19 protein-coding genes and 1 pseudogene are annotated in these 16751 nt (G+C 29.7%); 15 read left to right on the top strand and 5 right to left on the bottom strand.

Features of this window, described 5'->3' with window-relative positions; all coding sequences use genetic code 11:
- Positions 1–3 precede the first annotated feature (3 nt).
- A complete protein-coding gene (locus CIW83_RS12485) occupies positions 4–1146 on the bottom strand; it encodes an MFS transporter (RefSeq protein ID WP_094901645.1) in 1143 nt (380 codons plus the stop codon).
- A 125-nt stretch (positions 1147–1271) separates the two neighbouring features.
- Here CIW83_RS12485 and CIW83_RS12490 point away from each other — a divergent pair, with 125 nt between their 5' ends.
- The 7 genes from CIW83_RS12490 to CIW83_RS12520 all read left to right on the top strand — a co-directional run bounded on the left by CIW83_RS12490 (position 1272) and on the right by CIW83_RS12520 (position 8486).
- Positions 1272–3002 (top strand): ABC transporter ATP-binding protein, encoded by a 1731-nt coding sequence (locus CIW83_RS12490; RefSeq protein WP_094901647.1) that lies wholly within the window; start codon positions 1272–1274, stop codon positions 3000–3002.
- 60 nt (positions 3003–3062) lie between these two features.
- Entirely contained in the window at positions 3063–3380 is a 318-nt protein-coding gene (locus CIW83_RS12495) for a hypothetical protein (RefSeq protein WP_094901649.1), read from the top strand.
- A gap of 336 nt (positions 3381–3716) precedes the next feature.
- Positions 3717–4508, top strand: a complete 792-nt coding sequence (locus tag CIW83_RS12500) for a polysaccharide deacetylase family protein (protein ID WP_094901651.1) — start codon at positions 3717–3719, stop codon at positions 4506–4508.
- A gap of 20 nt (positions 4509–4528) precedes the next feature.
- Positions 4529–5224 (top strand): response regulator transcription factor, encoded by a 696-nt coding sequence (locus CIW83_RS12505; RefSeq protein WP_094901653.1) that lies wholly within the window; start codon positions 4529–4531, stop codon positions 5222–5224.
- Between the two features lie 44 nt (positions 5225–5268).
- Positions 5269–6666 (top strand): cell wall metabolism sensor histidine kinase WalK, encoded by a 1398-nt coding sequence (locus tag CIW83_RS12510; protein ID WP_094901655.1) that lies wholly within the window; start codon positions 5269–5271, stop codon positions 6664–6666.
- Positions 6666–8168 (top strand): hypothetical protein, encoded by a 1503-nt coding sequence (locus CIW83_RS12515; protein ID WP_094901657.1) that lies wholly within the window; start codon positions 6666–6668, stop codon positions 8166–8168. Before CIW83_RS12510 ends, CIW83_RS12515 begins: the two co-directional genes overlap by 1 nt.
- A gap of 21 nt (positions 8169–8189) precedes the next feature.
- Positions 8190–8486 carry a hypothetical protein gene (locus CIW83_RS12520; RefSeq protein WP_094901659.1) on the top strand — a complete coding sequence of 99 codons (297 nt, stop codon included), beginning with the start codon at positions 8190–8192 and terminating at the stop codon, positions 8484–8486.
- Positions 8487–8488: 2 nt separating this feature from the next.
- Here CIW83_RS12520 and CIW83_RS12525 read toward each other — a convergent pair whose 3' ends face one another.
- From CIW83_RS12525 to CIW83_RS12540, 4 genes are all read right to left on the bottom strand, one after another.
- Complete coding sequence (locus CIW83_RS12525) at positions 8489–9052, bottom strand: glycerol-3-phosphate responsive antiterminator (RefSeq protein WP_201259855.1); 564 nt, start codon at positions 9050–9052, stop codon at positions 8489–8491.
- Positions 9053–9089: 37 nt separating this feature from the next.
- Entirely contained in the window at positions 9090–9335 is a 246-nt protein-coding gene (locus CIW83_RS12530) for a GIY-YIG nuclease family protein (protein ID WP_094901662.1), read from the bottom strand.
- 10 nt (positions 9336–9345) lie between these two features.
- Positions 9346–9963, bottom strand: coding sequence for a regulatory protein RecX (locus tag CIW83_RS12535; RefSeq protein ID WP_094901664.1), 618 nt, complete (start codon positions 9961–9963; stop codon positions 9346–9348).
- Positions 9964–10157: 194 nt separating this feature from the next.
- Positions 10158–10550 (bottom strand): PspC domain-containing protein, encoded by a 393-nt coding sequence (locus tag CIW83_RS12540; RefSeq protein WP_094901666.1) that lies wholly within the window; start codon positions 10548–10550, stop codon positions 10158–10160.
- A gap of 183 nt (positions 10551–10733) precedes the next feature.
- On the opposite strand from CIW83_RS12540, the gene CIW83_RS12545 reads away from it, so the two are divergent.
- The 8 genes and pseudogenes from CIW83_RS12545 to CIW83_RS12565 all read left to right on the top strand — a co-directional run bounded on the left by CIW83_RS12545 (position 10734) and on the right by CIW83_RS12565 (position 16734).
- A complete protein-coding gene (locus CIW83_RS12545; protein WP_094901668.1) occupies positions 10734–11162 on the top strand; it encodes an FHA domain-containing protein in 429 nt (142 codons plus the stop codon).
- A gap of 12 nt (positions 11163–11174) precedes the next feature.
- Positions 11175–12422 (top strand): FtsW/RodA/SpoVE family cell cycle protein, encoded by a 1248-nt coding sequence (locus tag CIW83_RS12550; protein ID WP_094901670.1) that lies wholly within the window; start codon positions 11175–11177, stop codon positions 12420–12422.
- On the top strand, positions 12406–12951 hold the full coding sequence (locus tag CIW83_RS23745) for a hypothetical protein (RefSeq protein WP_235601318.1): 546 nt from the start codon (positions 12406–12408) through the stop codon (positions 12949–12951). Before CIW83_RS12550 ends, CIW83_RS23745 begins: the two co-directional genes overlap by 17 nt.
- The gene (locus CIW83_RS23750) at positions 12915–13811 is read left to right on the top strand and encodes a penicillin-binding protein 2 (RefSeq protein WP_235601319.1); all 897 of its coding nucleotides are present in this window, start codon (positions 12915–12917) and stop codon (positions 13809–13811) included. Before CIW83_RS23745 ends, CIW83_RS23750 begins: the two co-directional genes overlap by 37 nt.
- Positions 13812–13825: 14 nt before the next feature.
- Positions 13826–14821, top strand: a complete 996-nt coding sequence (locus CIW83_RS23755; RefSeq protein WP_235601320.1) for a M3 family metallopeptidase — start codon at positions 13826–13828, stop codon at positions 14819–14821.
- A gap of 20 nt (positions 14822–14841) precedes the next feature.
- Positions 14842–15141: a M3 family metallopeptidase gene (locus CIW83_RS24410; protein ID WP_255374408.1), complete on the top strand. Its 300-nt coding sequence runs from the start codon at positions 14842–14844 to the stop codon at positions 15139–15141.
- A gap of 10 nt (positions 15142–15151) precedes the next feature.
- Positions 15152–15628, top strand: a pseudogene (locus CIW83_RS24415) (M3 family metallopeptidase); the annotation flags it as partial.
- A 380-nt stretch (positions 15629–16008) separates the two neighbouring features.
- On the top strand, positions 16009–16734 hold the full coding sequence (locus CIW83_RS12565) for a 4'-phosphopantetheinyl transferase family protein (RefSeq protein WP_094901672.1): 726 nt from the start codon (positions 16009–16011) through the stop codon (positions 16732–16734).
- Positions 16735–16751 lie beyond the last annotated feature (17 nt).

Genomic DNA, 16751 nt, shown 5'->3' on the forward strand with positions numbered 1-16751 from the left:
TAGTTATTCTTTTATGTCAAGCTTTGATATAATGATTATTGCTAAAATCGAGGAAATAGCTGCTATACTTAGGACAAGTTTAAATCCGCCTAAGGTATAGATAAGAGGGCCTATTATACTGTAAAATGTTATAGTAAGAGCATTTACAGTATAGAATAAACTCATAAAGGTTCCTCTTTTTTCTGGGATAATTTCAGATGCCAATGCTTGGTAGGAAGTCCATCCTCCGTCTAATCCAAAAGAAAATAATGTTACAAAACTCAATACCAGTGGCAAAGAACTAAAATATGTAATAGGTATTATAGCTAACACCATTAAAACAAATAAACCTTTGGATAATTTATATTTCCCCAACTTATCAGAAAAAATGGCTGAAAAAAGAATGCCAGCAATAGTCCCGAGGGCTATGAATGTGTACGCAATACCAATATTTACTTGAGAAAGATTAAAATTGTTTGAGAGGTAGATGCTCAAGTAATTCAGTATTAGAGATGGAGCGGTTAGTAATAAAAATACAGTAAGAAGCATCTTTTTAGCTATAGGATTTTTTAGTAAAGATAAAAATTCTTTCTTATCTACTTTTACATCATGAGATTTTTTAGTTTCAGGCAAATTAATTAAAAGTATTAGAGAAAGTGTGCCTACAATAGCTAATGGAATATATATTATAGCTAAATTGTTATATTTACTAACTAAATAGGTAGCATAAATTGGGCTAAAAAGTATGGCTGAGCCAAAGGCAGTCCTGAGTAGTCCGGAAGCTTTCCCACGATTTTCATAAGATATAAATTCAGATATGTAAGATAGGTTTGTTCCACTTATAGAAAAATATGCAAATCCGATGAAGATTCTTGCAAAAGCAAATATATATGACGATCTTGCGAATCCGCCAATAGTAGAACCAATAATAAATAATATTAAAGATATAACTAGACTTTTTTTCTTACCATATTTATCTGCGAAAACACCTAGATAAGGAACGAGAAATCCAACAGCAGAATAGCCCAAGTTAAAAAGCATTACCATACCTTCATTAATGGAAAAATGCTTTGCTAGGAAAGGGGCAAGTGGTCCAATTACACCCATTTCTATAGCTATTATTATTTGAATTAAAAATGTAGTTGAAAACATTAGAATACTATTCATTTTGACCTCCAATTTGTAGTTGTTAATTAATATATAATATAATACAATTGAAAAAAAAGCAAAACTATTATATAATATTCGTGACTCGAAATATTATACTATAAAGGTTAAGGGGGAGTGATTATTTGCTTAGAAGATTTATATCTTATTACAAGCCACACAAAAGATTGTTTTTTATAGATATGTTTTTTGCATTGCTTATATCTATATCTGATCTTGTTTTTCCAGTCTTCACTAGAAAAATGATAAATGAAATTATACCAGAGGGCAGAATGGATCTTCTTGTAAGATGGACGATTATAATGACTATTTTATTTGTCCTTAGATATATAAGTAACTATATAGTTTCTTATTGGGGACATTTGCTGGGAGTTAGAATTGAACATGATATGAGAAGAGATATATTTACTCATCTGCAGTCGTTACCTTTCAGTTACTATGACAATAATAAAACGGGTCACATAATGTCTAGAATAGTCAATGATTTAAGAGACATAACAGAACTTGCTCATCATGGTCCAGAAGATTTATTTATATCTTTGGTAATGTTGTTAGGTTCATTCATTGTACTGATTAGAATTGAATGGAAACTTACTTTAGTATTATTTTCTGCTATACCTATTATAATATGGTTTGTTATATCTAAAAGAAATAGAATGTCAAATTCTTTTAGAGAGGTAAGAAAGAAAATTGCAAATGTAAATTCTCAACTTGAAAATAGTATTTCAGGGGTTAGAGTTGCAAAATCATTTACTAATGAAGATTATGAGATTGAAAAGTTTAATGAAGGGAATCTTAGTTTTAGTAATGCTAGAAAAGAATCATATAAAGTTATGGCTGAGTTTGCATCAGGAATAGGAATAATGTCAAGTATTCTTAATCTGTTGGTGATAAGCCTTGGAGGATACTTTGTATATAAAGATATAATTAATATAGGAGACCTTTTTTCCTTTACACTCTACGTCAATTTCTTTATGCAGCCAATTAGGAGGCTATCTGAATTCTCACAACAACTTCAAGATGGTATGACAGGCTTCGAGAGATTCGTTGAGATCATGGATATAGAACCAGATATTATCGATAGAGAAAATGCAATGGAACTAAAAGACGTTAAAGGAGATATAGAATTTAATAATGTATCCTTTAGTTATAACAATGGTAAGAATACAATTCTTTCTAATATGAATTTGTCTATTGATGCAGGAAAAACTGTAGCTTTGGTTGGTCCATCAGGTGCAGGCAAGACTACTTTATGCCATCTTATTCCGCGATTCTATGAAATAGAAGAGGGAGAAATTCTATTAGATAATATAGATATTAGAGATATAAAAATTAAAGATTTGAGAAAAAAAATAGGACTTGTTCAACAAGATGTATTTTTATTTACAGGTACCATTCGTGATAATATAATATATGGTGATCCAGAAGCCAGCGATGAAGATGTTATAGAAGCTGCTAAGAAAGCAAGTATACACGATTTTATCATATCTTTACCAGAGGGATATGATACCTTTATAGGTGAAAAGGGCGTTAAGTTATCTGGAGGTCAAAAACAAAGGATTTCAATTGCAAGATTATTTTTAAAGAATCCTCCTATATTGGTATTAGACGAAGCCACATCTGCACTAGATAATGAAACTGAGATAATGATCCAAAAATCTTTAGAGGATTTGTCTAAGGGAAGAACTACATTAGTAATTGCTCATAGATTGTCAACAATAAAAAATGCAGATGAGATTCTAGTGTTAACTGCAGATGGAATCGCAGAGCAAGGAAGCCATGAAAATTTAATAGAAAAAGATGGTTTATATGCTAAGCTATATAAATCTCAATTTAAGGATTTAATGCAAGAATAAGTATCAAAAGCACCTCCCTTATCATATTATATTAGAGGAATATAAAGGGGAGGTGTTTTTATGCATTATGATTATCCAGAACTATATTACAGAATCTATCCTAAGGTTATATCAGCAGTGAATGAGCATTTAGATGATAATTGTTCTATGGAAAAGATTACAAGAGAACAAATGGAAAAGATGGTGGATGATATATATATAAAAATGGTACATGAATATCCAGAAATACATGAAGATCCATATGAAAGAAAGTATAGAGGGAGGGTTAGGGCAGAACAAAGACCATTTTTTGGAAGAAGCAGAATTACTAGGGATTTAATAACAATTTTACTAATCTCTGAATTATTCAGGAGAAACAGAAGCTTTTTTCCACTATAATAAATAGGCTGAAAACAGCCTATTTTAGTTTGAATATTGATTTTCTGGAAATATATATACATAAGAATAGATAATGTAAAATCTTTGTAACTATTTATTAATTTGTTTGTAACCAATAGAATTAATATTTATAATATGCTAGAATTAAACATAAGACAGAAAAGGATATAGGGGGGACATAAATGAAAAAACATAAAAAATCCTTTATTATAAAGAAAAGGTATATTTTTTTGCTTGCTATTATATTTTTTTTAATTTGGCAGTATATCAGTAAAGATTTTTTGCAATTCAACTAATGCAGTTGCAGCCGTTAGTGTAGCAGACACTTTAAATATAATGGGCCCAAACAATCCCGTTAGTATAGTTTTGGATGGGGAAATTAGACAAATTGAGGAAGAAAGATTGAGAGCAGAGGCAGAAAGAATAGCAGAAGAAAAGAGAATAGCAGAAGAGAAAAGAATTGCAGAAGAAAAGAGAATTAAAGAAGAAAAAACTAAAACGGAGGAACAAAAAATAGTAAATGAAGAAGCAAAAAAGGGGAAAATTGCTTATTTAACTTTTGATGATGGACCATCAAAGCAAATTACACCTGCAATTTTAGATATATTGGCTGATTATGATATCAAAGCTACATTTTTTATTTTAGGAAAAATGGCTAATATGAATCAAGATGTCCTAAAGAGAGTTTACGAAGAAGGTCATTCTATTGGACATCATTCTTATAGTCATAAATATAGTTATATATATAAAAATATTGATAACTTCTTAGGTGAGATTAATTCTACAGATAAAGTATTGAAAGAAGTTTTGGGAGAGGACTTTGAAACGAAATTACTAAGATTGCCAGGAGGGTCCTTTGAAAAACATAAACAAAAATTTTTAAAAGCAGCTACGGATAAAGGATATAAAAATTATAATTGGAATGCATTAAATGGCGATGCAGAAGGAATAGATTTACCAAAAAATAAATTAATAAATAGATTGAAGGCTACAGCAAAGGGAAAAAAAGAAATCATTATATTAATGCATGATTCTGATTCCAAAAAAACAACCGTTGAGGCTTTACCTGAAATAATTGATTATCTTATAGAAGAAGGATATGAATTTAGAGTACTGGATCAAGATTAAAATTAAGGATGTGATTTTTAATGAGTAAATCAATTCTTGTAGTAGAAGATGAATCATCTATAAGGAAGTTTGTAAGAATAAACCTTGAAAGGAATGGTTTCAAGGTACTGGAAGCAGGAAGTGGAGAAGAGGGAATAGAGATTGCAAGAAATGAAAAAGTGGATATAGTTATTTTAAATCTTATGTTACCAGGAATTGATGGTTTTGAAGTATGCAAAGTTCTACGAGAAGAGTTACCAAACTTAGGTATAATAATGTTAACTGCTAAATCTCAGGATGTAGATAAGATTATGGGGTTGGAGTATGGAACTGATGATTATATGACCAAGCCTTTTAATCCTACAGAGTTAATTTTAAGAGTAAAATCTTTAACGAGAAGAATAGAATCGTCAGAAAATATAAATGAAGACACTATATTGGTTTCTGAACCTTTTAAAATAGATACCTACTCCCGTAAGTTTTATAAAGAAAATTGTGAAATAGAGCTTACTCCTACTGAATATGCTATAGCCAAACTTTTTGTGGAAAATTCGGGAAAAGCTTTCAAAAGGGATGAAATATTAAACTTGGTATGGGGTTATGATTTTGTAGGTGATTCTAAAATTGTAGACGTAAATATTAGAAGACTTAGATCTAAGATAGAAGATGATTCTAGTAATCCCAATTTTATTGAAACTGTTTGGGGAATAGGATATAGATGGAAGATTAGAAGCTAGAATTTTGGCAAATTAACATTAGGTTAAGATTAGAGGAATGATTAATGAGAAAAAGTATAAAGACTAGATTAGTTAAAAGTTTCATGCTGATTATTATTATAACCGTGGTTATTTTAGAGGTTGTATTAATAAATGGTATGAAAGACTATTATTATAAAAATATTGAGGATATACTTAGCAATCAGATAGAGTTTTCTATAGACTATTATTTACGATATTTTTCTTTAGATAGATTAGAAGATATAGTCATAGACGATATAGATGTATTCTGGCAACATACAACAGCACAGGTTCAGATACTTAACTCTGATGGAAAACTCATAATGGATTCTTTAGGGGTTACAAATGATAATTCAAACTTATATCCAGATATAAAAAAGGCAATAAATGGAGAAAAAGGAGTTTGGGTAGGAAATGTAAACTATTATAATAGTCCAGTAATGTCTGTTTCAGCAGCAATAAAAGATCAAGATAGAGTCATAGGAATTATCAGATTTATTACTTCTCTCAAGGAAACTAATGGAGTAATAAGATTTATTTCTTTTTTGTTGCTAGGTATGGGTGTTATAGTCGTTTTTATTTCTGGTATGGTAAGTGTTTTTCTTGCTAATTCTATAATACGGCCACTTCAGGAGGTAACGAGAGTTGCAGAAAAAATGGCTGATGGACAATTAAAAGTGAGAAGTGATATTGAACTAGAAGATGAAATTGGTAGACTATCAGATACGCTAAACTATATGGCAGAGGAATTGGTTAAGAAAGAACAGATTAAGAATGATTTTATATCTTCGGTATCACATGAACTTCGTACTCCACTTACATCTATAAAGGGGTGGGCAGCTACATTAAAATGTGAAGATTTTGGTGGAAATGAAATTATGTTAGATGGACTTGAAATCATTGAAAAAGAAAGTGATAGACTAAGTATTATGGTAGAAGAACTTTTAGATTTTTCTAGATTTGTTTCTGGAAGGATAAAGCTGGAAAATGATGAATTTCAGATAAAAGATACAATTGAAATGATAGGAAAACAACTAACACCTAGAGCAGTAAATAATAGGATTGAATTTATTATAAATATAGATCAAAGTCTTGGATATATGCTTGGAGATGAAAATAGAATAAAGCAGGTACTCATCAATCTATTAGATAATGCTTTTAAATTTACATCTGAAGATGGAAAAGTTATTTTAAATGCATATAAAGAAAATGATATTTTAGTATTAGAAGTAAAAGATAATGGAGTTGGTATATCTGAAGAAGATTTGCCAAAGGTGAAGGAAAAGTTTTACAAAGGGAAAAACAGTAAATCTCATAGTGGCATCGGATTATCTATTTGTGATGAAATTGTTAAGCTTCATAATGGCACCATGGAAATATTATCTAATATAAACGAAGGAACTAGAGTAATAGTAAGATTGCCATTGAGGGAGGTCAGCTAATGAGAAAAGTATATTTAATTATATCTATTATAATATTATTCATTTTTTCGACTTCCTGTAGTATTAATAAATTTGAGACTAAGGATAGAATAAAGGCTCCAGAAAATAATCTGCCTCCTATACAGGGTAAATGGATTATAGAGAAAGCTATCGATAGTCCTTATAAAAAAGGAAGCATAGGAGATTCAGAGTCTTTAATTAATAAGGAGGCTTTGTTTCATAAATCTGCTACAGTAATAGGTGAAGATTATGTAGAAGAGCCTACCTATAAACTAAAGAATGTGAAACTTGCCGATTACTTATTGTATAAATATAAAGTGTCTCCTGAAGAATTAAATCTCTCTGAAGAGGAAGCTGAGATAATAACTATATTAGGTAATAATCAATATTATGAGTTTATTAGATATAGTGATAATGAAATGATTACCTTCGTTGAAGATAGATTTTACTTTTTAAAGAAAAGTGTTGATCAAATAAGTAAAGAAGAAATTGATAGATATATAAATATTGAGAAAAGTATTATGAGAATTTCCAATGCGGAAGAAGTAGATATATTACGTTCTGGAATTCTTCTAGGGATAAAGTCTTATTCCTATGATGAAGTGAATCAAACTGATGGATGGAAATATAAGACCATTTGGATCAGAACCAACAATCGTAATATAGCTTCTGCATATGAAATGAATAATTTATTAGTGCCTAGAAAAAAAGGTTTTTGGTTTGTAGAGGTGAAAAGAGAGGATATAGATAATTCTGTAAATGATAAGATTAGAGCAACGCAAAAAGGAAAATTTAAAGAGGGATTTCTTGATGATTCGGCTTCACTTCTTATAACAGCTTCCTTAAATCCTAAGGCAAAAGGGTTATATCCATCTATACTTAAAAATATTTTATATATTGGTAATGATTATATTTCTACAGAATTAATTGATTTATCAAATGACAAAAGAACTTTACAGGTTTACCCAATTGATTATTTAAACGATGAAAAAGGAATTAAAGTTTCAGATATAATTGGTGAGGAAGGGCTAAGGGTTTTTAAAGAAGGTGCTCAAAGTATAGTTAAAACTAATTCTAATATACTTTTAAATGAAGAGAGTTTTGGATTAGCGAGAAGAAATGGATATTGGATTATGAAGGGCCGAATAAATTATCAGAGTGAAGGTGAAGAATTTTATAAGGATTATAATATAAAGACAATTCCTCCTAAGGAATTAGTAAATTATGATGAGTTGGCCATACCATGGAATGTTATAAAATCTAAAGTGCCTGAAGCTATAGATGCTTATACCTCACCCAATGAAGATATAATTATTATTGTAACAAGAAATAATTTATTAATATATTCAATTAATAATCATGAAATATCTCAAAAGGAATTAGGAAGGATTAAAATAGATAACTCAGAAACCATTATAATGGCAGAATGGGCTACAGGTAGATATACTATGCTATGGGAAGAGGAATTTTTAAAGAATGAAGCTGAGGCGGTAGAATACTAATATAGAGATGGGGGATGAATCATGAAAGAATTAATCGTTCACTTAGAATTCGCAAAAATATTAGGAGTGTTTGCATTAGGAGCAATAGTTATTACTTTTATAACCTATCTTATTTCTAAAAAAAATAGGGCTATAAAATATATTCCAGGATTCATCCTGATTTTAATAGGAATATATAATCTATTTTATGTAGGTGTAGATTCTTCAACATTGGGGGATGTTAATAGATTATTGGTCGTTGTAACTACAATGATTGCTGGATTTATTGGATTATCCACAGGGCTTATTATTGGGATATTTAAAAAGGGCAGAGAATAAATTTATATATACCAAACATCTTTACAAGATGCAGATACAGCTATAGCTCCAGCATCTAGACTAGAATCTAAATCATATTTATCCGTAATTAAACCACTGGCGATTACGGATATTTTTGTTTCTTTAATAACCTTTTTTATTATTTTTGGCATTATTCCAGGAAGTATTTCAATAGCATTTGGTCGTGTTTTTTTTATGGAGGATATGGAATTTTCTAGAGAACATGAGTTAGGTATAAATAATCTTTGTATAGTGAATACCCCCATATCCTTACTTAATTTCACTAAATTGTTCTTTTCTGTTATTATTCCGTCAGGAGATATATTTTTAATTATATATTCCAAACCCCAAGTATCTTTGGAAAAACCATCTATAGAGTCTATATGTATATATAAACCCTTATTTTTTGAACTTATTCTATAAGATATTTCTTTCAAGTTAAATATATTTCCTGATAGAAGAAATATTATTTCACAGGGAGAATCTAAGGCATCATCTAATTTATCTAAATTTTGTACTGCTGCAATTATAGGATTCTTTGATACTCTATCAAAAAAATGAATCATTATATCACCTCTAAAATCTTGTGATTCAACTATATAATTAATTATAATCGCTAATAAGCTTTAATTTTTGGGACCTTGAAAGCTGCTTGATAGCATATTCTCTTCTTTGTGCTTCTATTTTATTATCAAATTTTTCGAAATATACTAGTTCAACTGGCAATCTTGCCCTAGTGTACTTGGAAGCTTTACCTAAATTATGCATATATATTCTTTTATTTAAATCTACAGTCCAGCCTGTATAAAGAGTATTGTCCTTACATCGTAAGATATACACGTAGCACAAATTAAATCACCTAATCCTTCAGGATTTCTTTCATAACTTTAGATATAATATCATAGGAATACCCTTTTCTCTGTAGGAAACCACTGAGTTTTCTATAGATGCTATTACGATCCTCTTTTTTATAAGAGGATAGTTTTTTCAATGCTAAATTCATTGCTGATTCATATTGTTCATCATAGTCAAGAATAAGAAGATCATCAATGATATTTTTTGGTATTCCTTTCAAGATTAGTTCATACCTTATTCTTTCAGGGCCAAATTTACTTAAATTTATTTTATCTCTAATGAATGATTCGGTGAAGGTTTTATCATCTAAATAACGATTTTCTCTACAATAATTCATTGCATTTTTGATATAAGAATCCTCAAAATTTTTACGCTTAAGGGCATTATACATTTCTTTTTCTGATCGTTGTCTATATGACAGTAAATTGAGTGCATAATTTAAAACTTTATTTTGTTCTTCAGATTGAAGAACGTCTTTAATGAAATCATCATCTACTTCCATGCCGACTTCTAATTTATGTTTGAATCTTAATTCTTCTGCTATTCCTATGGAGAAAACATCATCTACGTAAATATTAACTCTATTTTTATTTCTTTGTGGTTCAATACTAGTAATTTTCATAATAACTCCTTTTGCTAAAATAATAATATTCTCACATTATATGCCATAAATATAAGTATTAGTAAAAAGTCTTGGTATACCAAGACTTTTTATGACCCATAGGAAAGTTTCTACAAATCCTTTTCAAATTTTAACTTTTCTACAGGTTTCAAAACAGGCTTACTTAATTTATTCATTTTGGATATAAGCCTTTTTTATTTATCTCTTTGATTAATCAAGATATATATGCCCAATAATATTAATAGAACTGGCCAAAACCTCCATAAACTTGCGAGCCTTATGGTAAACCAAGGAAATAGTATCTTAGCTAACAAGAAACTACCCCATATTATTAATCCACCGCCTATTAAAAGAGGAGTATTATTGCGAAGTTTTTCATTATAATCATCACTATGAATAATTCCATCATCTTCAGGTATAACAAAGCTACATATTAGATAAACTACAAATGTAGTGCCAAAAGATGGTAATCCAAGTAATACCCAGACAACACGTACTATAGTAGGATCAATATTAAAATATTCTCCTAAACCACCACAAACACCAGAAAAAACCCTGTTACTTTTAGAACGTTTTAATTTGTTCAAATTAACACCCCCATTTTTGCTTTTATAATATCTTATCAGATTTTCACTATTGTTTAAATAGTAGTTGCTAAAATTATTAATAATATTAGCAATATATTTAGAATGTATAGGTTTAAAATAATTCACAATGGACAAAGTTTGTGATAACATAGTTAAATAGAGAGAATTTTGGAGGAATAGTTTATGTACAATATATTAGCCATATTATTTAAATATATATTTATTGTAATTATATATTTATTCATCTTTAGTATTATTAGACTTATTTATTTAGATATAAGAGGCATGGAAGGAATATCTTCTGATGAAAAAGTATATCTGAAACTAATTAATAGAAAAGATTCTTTACCATTTAAGATAAAAGAATATTACTCTATTGATGATTCTATTTCTTTAGGTAGACACGGGGATAATAATATTGTAGTAAAGGATCCCTTTGTTTCAAAGAGACATTTTCAGATAATAGAAGATGAAGGAGATTATTATCTAGAAGATTTAAATAGTGCTAATGGCACTTATTTAAATGGGGATAAGATTTTTGATGTAGCAAGACTAAATGACGGAGATATTATTAGAATTGGACAGATAGAATTTCTATTTGTGAATAGATGATAGGAGAATATTATGTTTAAAAAAGTAATTAGGGGGAAATCCCCAAGAAATTTATTATTTATTTTTGAAATTTTAGCTTTATCTTTATTATTAGTCTATCAAGGAGAAAAAATTGATAGATTAACATTAGGGACAGGTATAGGATTGATATTAATAATATATTTATCAAATTATATATTAGCTAAGGTTTCTACTGGTGACAACTATATATTCTTAATTGTTACTATGCTAATATCCATAGGAATTATAATGATATATAGGATTGATGAAGGGTTAGGTATTAAACAATTAATATGGTTATCAACTGGTATATTTGTGTTTTTTATAACCTATTTTATATTGAAGTATATTAGAGGATGGAAAAATTGGATATATCTTTATACAGCAGGATCCTATGTTCTTTTTTTGATAACATTTATATTTGGAAGTAGAAAAAAAGGTGCTATAAACTGGGTCAACTTAGGAAAAGTTGCTTTTCAACCAGCCGAAATTACAAAACTCTTGCTTATTTTTATATTAGCAGCTTATTACTCTAATATTTCAAAATGGAAAGAAAAGAAATACTCGTCTTATTATTTAATGGGAGTTGTATATTCATTTATTATATTATTATTTTTGCAAAGAGATTTAGGCACAGCTCTAGTTTTTTATGCAATATTTATTGCAATACAATTTATCTATGAGGAGGACAGAAAGCTAATCTTTTATAATATTGGTCTTTTTACTATAGGAGGTATATTGGGATATACATTATTTGACCATGTTAAAATTAGATTTCAAGCCTGGTTGAATCCTTGGAAATATATAGAGAGGCAAGGTTATCAGATAACACAGTCCTTATTTGCTATTGCTGAAGGTGGCTTCTTTGGTAGGGGATTAGGTCTAGGTCATCCAGAGTTTATTCCAGTAGTATACACAGATTTTATTTTTTCAGCTATTTGTGAGGAAATGGGAATTTTTACTGGCATAGGTATAATAATGCTATTTATGATTTTAGTATACAGAGGGTTTAAGATTGGAATATCTCAAGAGAATCCATTTTATAAAATCTTGGCTTTAGGCATCAGTATTTTATTTGGAATTCAGTCATTTATTATCTTAGGCGGCGTACTTAAGATGATACCTTTAACAGGATTAACTTTACCATTTGTTAGCTATGGAGGTAGTTCTATATTATCAAGTTTTATTGCTTTAGGAATACTTCAAATATGTTCTGAGGAAATAGAAATTAAGGAGGACAAGGATGAACAAGGAGAATAAAAGAGTAATTTTTGTCTTAGTAGGATTCTGCTTAATGTTTATATCTTTAATAGTATATATTAGTTATTTTCAAGTCTTTAGAGCAGAAGCAATAAAGAATAATAGCTATAACAAAAGACTATGGATTAACGAAGAATCAATATTAAGAGGCTCAATACTAGATCGAAATGGAAGAACATTAGCATATAGTGAAAAAAAAGGTGATGTATATAATAGATACTATTTATATGAGAGATTATATAGCCATATAATAGGTTATAGTTATAGAGAATATGGAAAAGCAGGTTTAGAGCTTCAATATAATAACACCTTATTAAATATAAATGAAAATGCTGCTATAAATGAAATAAAAAATATTGTTGCACCAACAACTGAAGGAAATTCAATTAAATTAACTATAGATCATGATCTACAGACTAAGGCTAGAGCATTGCTAAAGGGAAAGAAGGGGTCAATTGTTGCTATGAACCTACTACAGGAGAAGTATATGCAATGGTTAGTCTTCCAGATTTTGATGCATCAAATTTAAAAGAGGACTGGAAGGAAATAACAGAAAACCCAGACAGTCCACTTATAAATAGAGCTACTCAGGGATTATATGCTCCTGGATCTACATTTAAGATTATAACTACTATTGCTGCCTTAAATACGGCGAATCTAGATAAATCTTATGAATGTACAGGTAGTACCAATATTAATGGGTATGTATTTAAGGACTATCAAGGAAAGGCACATGGCAATATTGATTTAAAGCAGGCTTTAGTTAAATCATGTAACACATATTTTACTGAAAAGGCAATTGAAATAGGGAAAGATAAAATAGGAAATGTGGCAGAGAAATTTATGATAAATAATGACATTCCATTTGATTTACCTATCAAAAACTCTCAATTCCCTTTCAGAGAAAATTTAGGTAAAACAGATATTGCGGCCGCAGCTATAGGCCAAGGCAAATTATTAGTTACACCACTGAACATGGCATTAATAGCTTCTGGTATAGCAAATGGAGGTCAGGTAGTCAAACCTATTCTTGTTAAAGAGATTATATCTAAAAATGATAAGATATTAAGAAGAAATACAACTGAAATTTTATCTCAAGGAACAGATTCTATTATAGCCAATGAAGTTAAGGATATGATGGTAGAGGTAATAAAATCTGGAACAGGAACAAATGCAAGAATAAAAAATGTAAAGGTGGCAGGGAAGACAGGAACAGCTGAAAATTCTTCAGGTAAATCTCATGCATGGTTTGTTGGCTTTGCACCAGCAGATGATCCAAAGGTTGCAGTTGCGGTGATATTGGAAGAAGAAGGATCAACTGGAGGTAAATCTGCAGCACCTATAGCTAGGGATATTATGTTACATGTAATAAATAATATCAATGAATAAGGGGAGGTAATAAGATGACAAGTAAAAATGAAATACTTGAGAGAAAAGATATTCCAAATGAAAAAAAGTGGGATATAGAGTCTATGTTTGCTGATTTTAGCGAATGGGAAAAATCATATAATAATGCCAAAGAAATGGCTAAAAATTTTGAATCCTATAAGGAAAAAGTAGTTTCTAGCAGTGAAAATCTTTATAATGTGTTAAATGATATGGGGGATTTATATAGAATAACAGAACAGCTATATTCCTATGCACATATGAAATTAGATGAAGATACTAGAGAAGGAAACTCTCAGGCCCTATCTGATAAAGGATTGGGGTTATATGTAGAAGTGGGAGAAAAGACTTCCTATGTAGTACCAGAAATATTAACATTAGATTTAGCTACATTAGAAAAATATTATGAAGAAAAACCTGAATTAGAGTTGTATAAAAAGCATATTGACGATATTATGAGGCAAAAAGAACATGTACTTTCTGCTAGAGAAGAATCTATATTAGCTCAAATGGGGGAGGTGGCTAATTCACCTCAGAAAATATTCTCCATGTTAAATAATGCAGATATTAAATTTCCTACAATAAAAGATGAAGAGGGTAAAGATGTAGAGGTAACTCATGGTAATTTTATTCCACTTATGGAATCAAAAGATAGGGATGTGAGGAAGAGAGCATTTGAAGCTTTATATACTACTTATAAAGGATTTAAGAATACCTTTGCAGCTTCGCTAAATGGAGATTTGAAAAAGAATATATTTAATGCTACTGTGAGAAATTATAAATCAAGTAGGGAAGCATCCTTAGATCAAAACAATGTATCCTTATCTGTCTATGATAATTTAATTAAGTCCATTCATAATAATTTAGATAGTATGTATAAGTATATGGCAATTAGAAAAAGAGCTTTAGGAGTGGAAGAACTTCATATGTATGACTTATATACTCCAATAGTCAAGGATGTAGATTTAAAAATACCATATGAGGAAGGCGTAGAATTAGTAAAAAAAGCTTAGTTCCTTTAGGCGGAGAATATATGGAAGTGGTAGAGGAAGGATTTAGTTCAAGGTGGATAGATGTATATGAAAATAGAGGGAAAAGATCTGGTGCATATTCAGGTGGTTCCTATGATTCTAAACCATTTATCTTATTAAATTACCATGATACATTGGACAATGTATTTACAGTGGCTCATGAATTAGGACATTCCATTCATAGCTATTTCACAAGAAAGACACAACCTTATATTTATGGAGATTATTCCATATTTGTAGCCGAAGTTGCGTCCACTGCAAATGAAGCTTTACTTATGGATTACATGTTAAAAAAATGTTAAAGATAAAAATGAAAAATTATATTTATTAAATCATTATTTGGAAAGTTTTAGAACTACAGTATTTAGACAAACTATGTTTGCAGAATTTGAGAAAACAATAAATGAATATCTTGAAGATGGCGGAGCATTGACTGCTGATTATCTATGTGAGACTTATAAGAAAATAAATGAATTATATTACGGACCAGATGTAGTGGTAGATGACGAAATTGCAATGGAATGGGCAAGAATACCTCATTTTTACTATAACTACTACGTATTCCAATATGCAACAGGTTATTCAGCAGCAGTTGCATTATCTGAAAAGATATTAGAAGAAGGAAAACCAGCAGTAGATAGATATATAAACTTCTTAAAGAGTGGAAGCTCAGATTATCCATTAAATGTACTAAAAGCAGCAGGAGTAGATATGACTACAGAAGAACCAGTAAATAATGCAATGAAGTTATTTAGTAAATTAGTTGATGAGATGGATAAGTTGATATAATTTTAAATTTAATATAAAACCAACTAAGATAAAGAGGTCTTAGTTGGTTTTTATGTATTTAAGATAGAAAAACGTCGAAAGATGACAGAAGGTTATGAAAAAGTATCGTTGGATATATATAAGGCAAATGATATAATTTAGACAGATACAGTCTTGCTATTAAATTGACTTTATAATATTTTAGGACAAGCTGATAAACTAATATATCTAAGAAATAGTTCTTTTGCAATAAAATATAATGTTATTGAATAAATTATTGTATTTCTCTCTGGGAATCTTTTATATTTTAGTCTTTCATTTGATTTTTAGCAATAGTTGCAAGAGCCAGAGACAATAATCCTACATATTTTCTTACATAATTAATAAATTGCCACATTATTATGTCGATTAGAAGTTTAAATATAAAAGTAGATTCTGTTATTCAAAGGACAGATGTCTATATTCAACAATTGTCAGAATGCAGTTCAACAATATGTATTTGTTCTGTTGATTATCCTACTGCAAGAGCATGTAATTTATCAGACCTGAGAAAGATTGAGCATGAACAGGGGCGCCGTGCAGCATATTTAGCATGTGAAAATTTGATTGGAAGAGGAGGAAGAGATGCACATATTGATATAAAAAATGGCATTTTCGGAGAGCCTGTGGTTATTTCTGATAACAGTATACCTTTGCATGTAACCATTTCTCATTCAAGGGCGGTCGGAGTAGCTATAGATTCTAAATTAGATGGATTTATAGGAATAGATATAGAATCTACGAATAGGGAGCATAAGCGAGCTTTGGAATATATTTCAACTGAAAAAGAACGTCAATTTTTTATTGATCAAGAAATGCCTACGCTAATATGTTGGACTGTGAAGGAAGCGCTTTCAAAGGTTTTGAAAACTGGTTTTCTAACGTCTACTGAAATATTTGACATTAATAAAACAAAAATCGAGAATGATATGATTGTATGTGAATTTAGGTATTTTAGTCAATTTGAGGCACTTTCGATTTGGGGTGGTAGTCTTTGTCTTTCAATGGTATTTCCGAAAAAACGGCGTCCTGAAGTTGATGCTACTTCAATTAGGAAATACCTGCGATCAATTTCAATTTTAGAGTAATTTTATAGGGGAGTATG

The sequence above is a fragment of the Tissierella sp. P1 genome, from assembly GCF_002266425.1.
In the GTDB taxonomy this organism is placed as follows: Bacteria; Bacillota; Clostridia; order Tissierellales; family Tissierellaceae; genus Tissierella; species Tissierella carlieri.

Excerpts from the sequence above, each read along its gene's own strand:
- CIW83_RS12485 (WP_094901645.1), bottom strand. The coding sequence starts at position 1,146 with ATGAATAGTATTCTAATGTTTTCAACTACATTTTTAATTCAAATAATA.
- CIW83_RS12495 (WP_094901649.1), top strand. The coding sequence starts at position 3,063 with ATGCATTATGATTATCCAGAACTATATTACAGAATCTATCCTAAGGTT.
- CIW83_RS12500 (WP_094901651.1), top strand. The coding sequence starts at position 3,717 with ATGGGCCCAAACAATCCCGTTAGTATAGTTTTGGATGGGGAAATTAGA.
- CIW83_RS12505 (WP_094901653.1), top strand. The coding sequence starts at position 4,529 with ATGAGTAAATCAATTCTTGTAGTAGAAGATGAATCATCTATAAGGAAG.
- CIW83_RS12510 (WP_094901655.1), top strand. The coding sequence starts at position 5,269 with ATGAGAAAAAGTATAAAGACTAGATTAGTTAAAAGTTTCATGCTGATT.
- CIW83_RS12515 (WP_094901657.1), top strand. The coding sequence starts at position 6,666 with ATGAGAAAAGTATATTTAATTATATCTATTATAATATTATTCATTTTT.
- CIW83_RS12520 (WP_094901659.1), top strand. The coding sequence starts at position 8,190 with ATGAAAGAATTAATCGTTCACTTAGAATTCGCAAAAATATTAGGAGTG.
- CIW83_RS12525 (WP_201259855.1), bottom strand. The coding sequence starts at position 9,052 with ATGATTCATTTTTTTGATAGAGTATCAAAGAATCCTATAATTGCAGCA.
- CIW83_RS12535 (WP_094901664.1), bottom strand. The coding sequence starts at position 9,963 with ATGAAAATTACTAGTATTGAACCACAAAGAAATAAAAATAGAGTTAAT.
- CIW83_RS12545 (WP_094901668.1), top strand. The coding sequence starts at position 10,734 with ATGTACAATATATTAGCCATATTATTTAAATATATATTTATTGTAATT.
- CIW83_RS12550 (WP_094901670.1), top strand. The coding sequence starts at position 11,175 with ATGTTTAAAAAAGTAATTAGGGGGAAATCCCCAAGAAATTTATTATTT.
- CIW83_RS23745 (WP_235601318.1), top strand. The coding sequence starts at position 12,406 with ATGAACAAGGAGAATAAAAGAGTAATTTTTGTCTTAGTAGGATTCTGC.
- CIW83_RS23750 (WP_235601319.1), top strand. The coding sequence starts at position 12,915 with ATGGTTAGTCTTCCAGATTTTGATGCATCAAATTTAAAAGAGGACTGG.
- CIW83_RS23755 (WP_235601320.1), top strand. The coding sequence starts at position 13,826 with ATGACAAGTAAAAATGAAATACTTGAGAGAAAAGATATTCCAAATGAA.
- CIW83_RS24410 (WP_255374408.1), top strand. The coding sequence starts at position 14,842 with ATGGAAGTGGTAGAGGAAGGATTTAGTTCAAGGTGGATAGATGTATAT.
- CIW83_RS12565 (WP_094901672.1), top strand. The coding sequence starts at position 16,009 with ATGTCGATTAGAAGTTTAAATATAAAAGTAGATTCTGTTATTCAAAGG.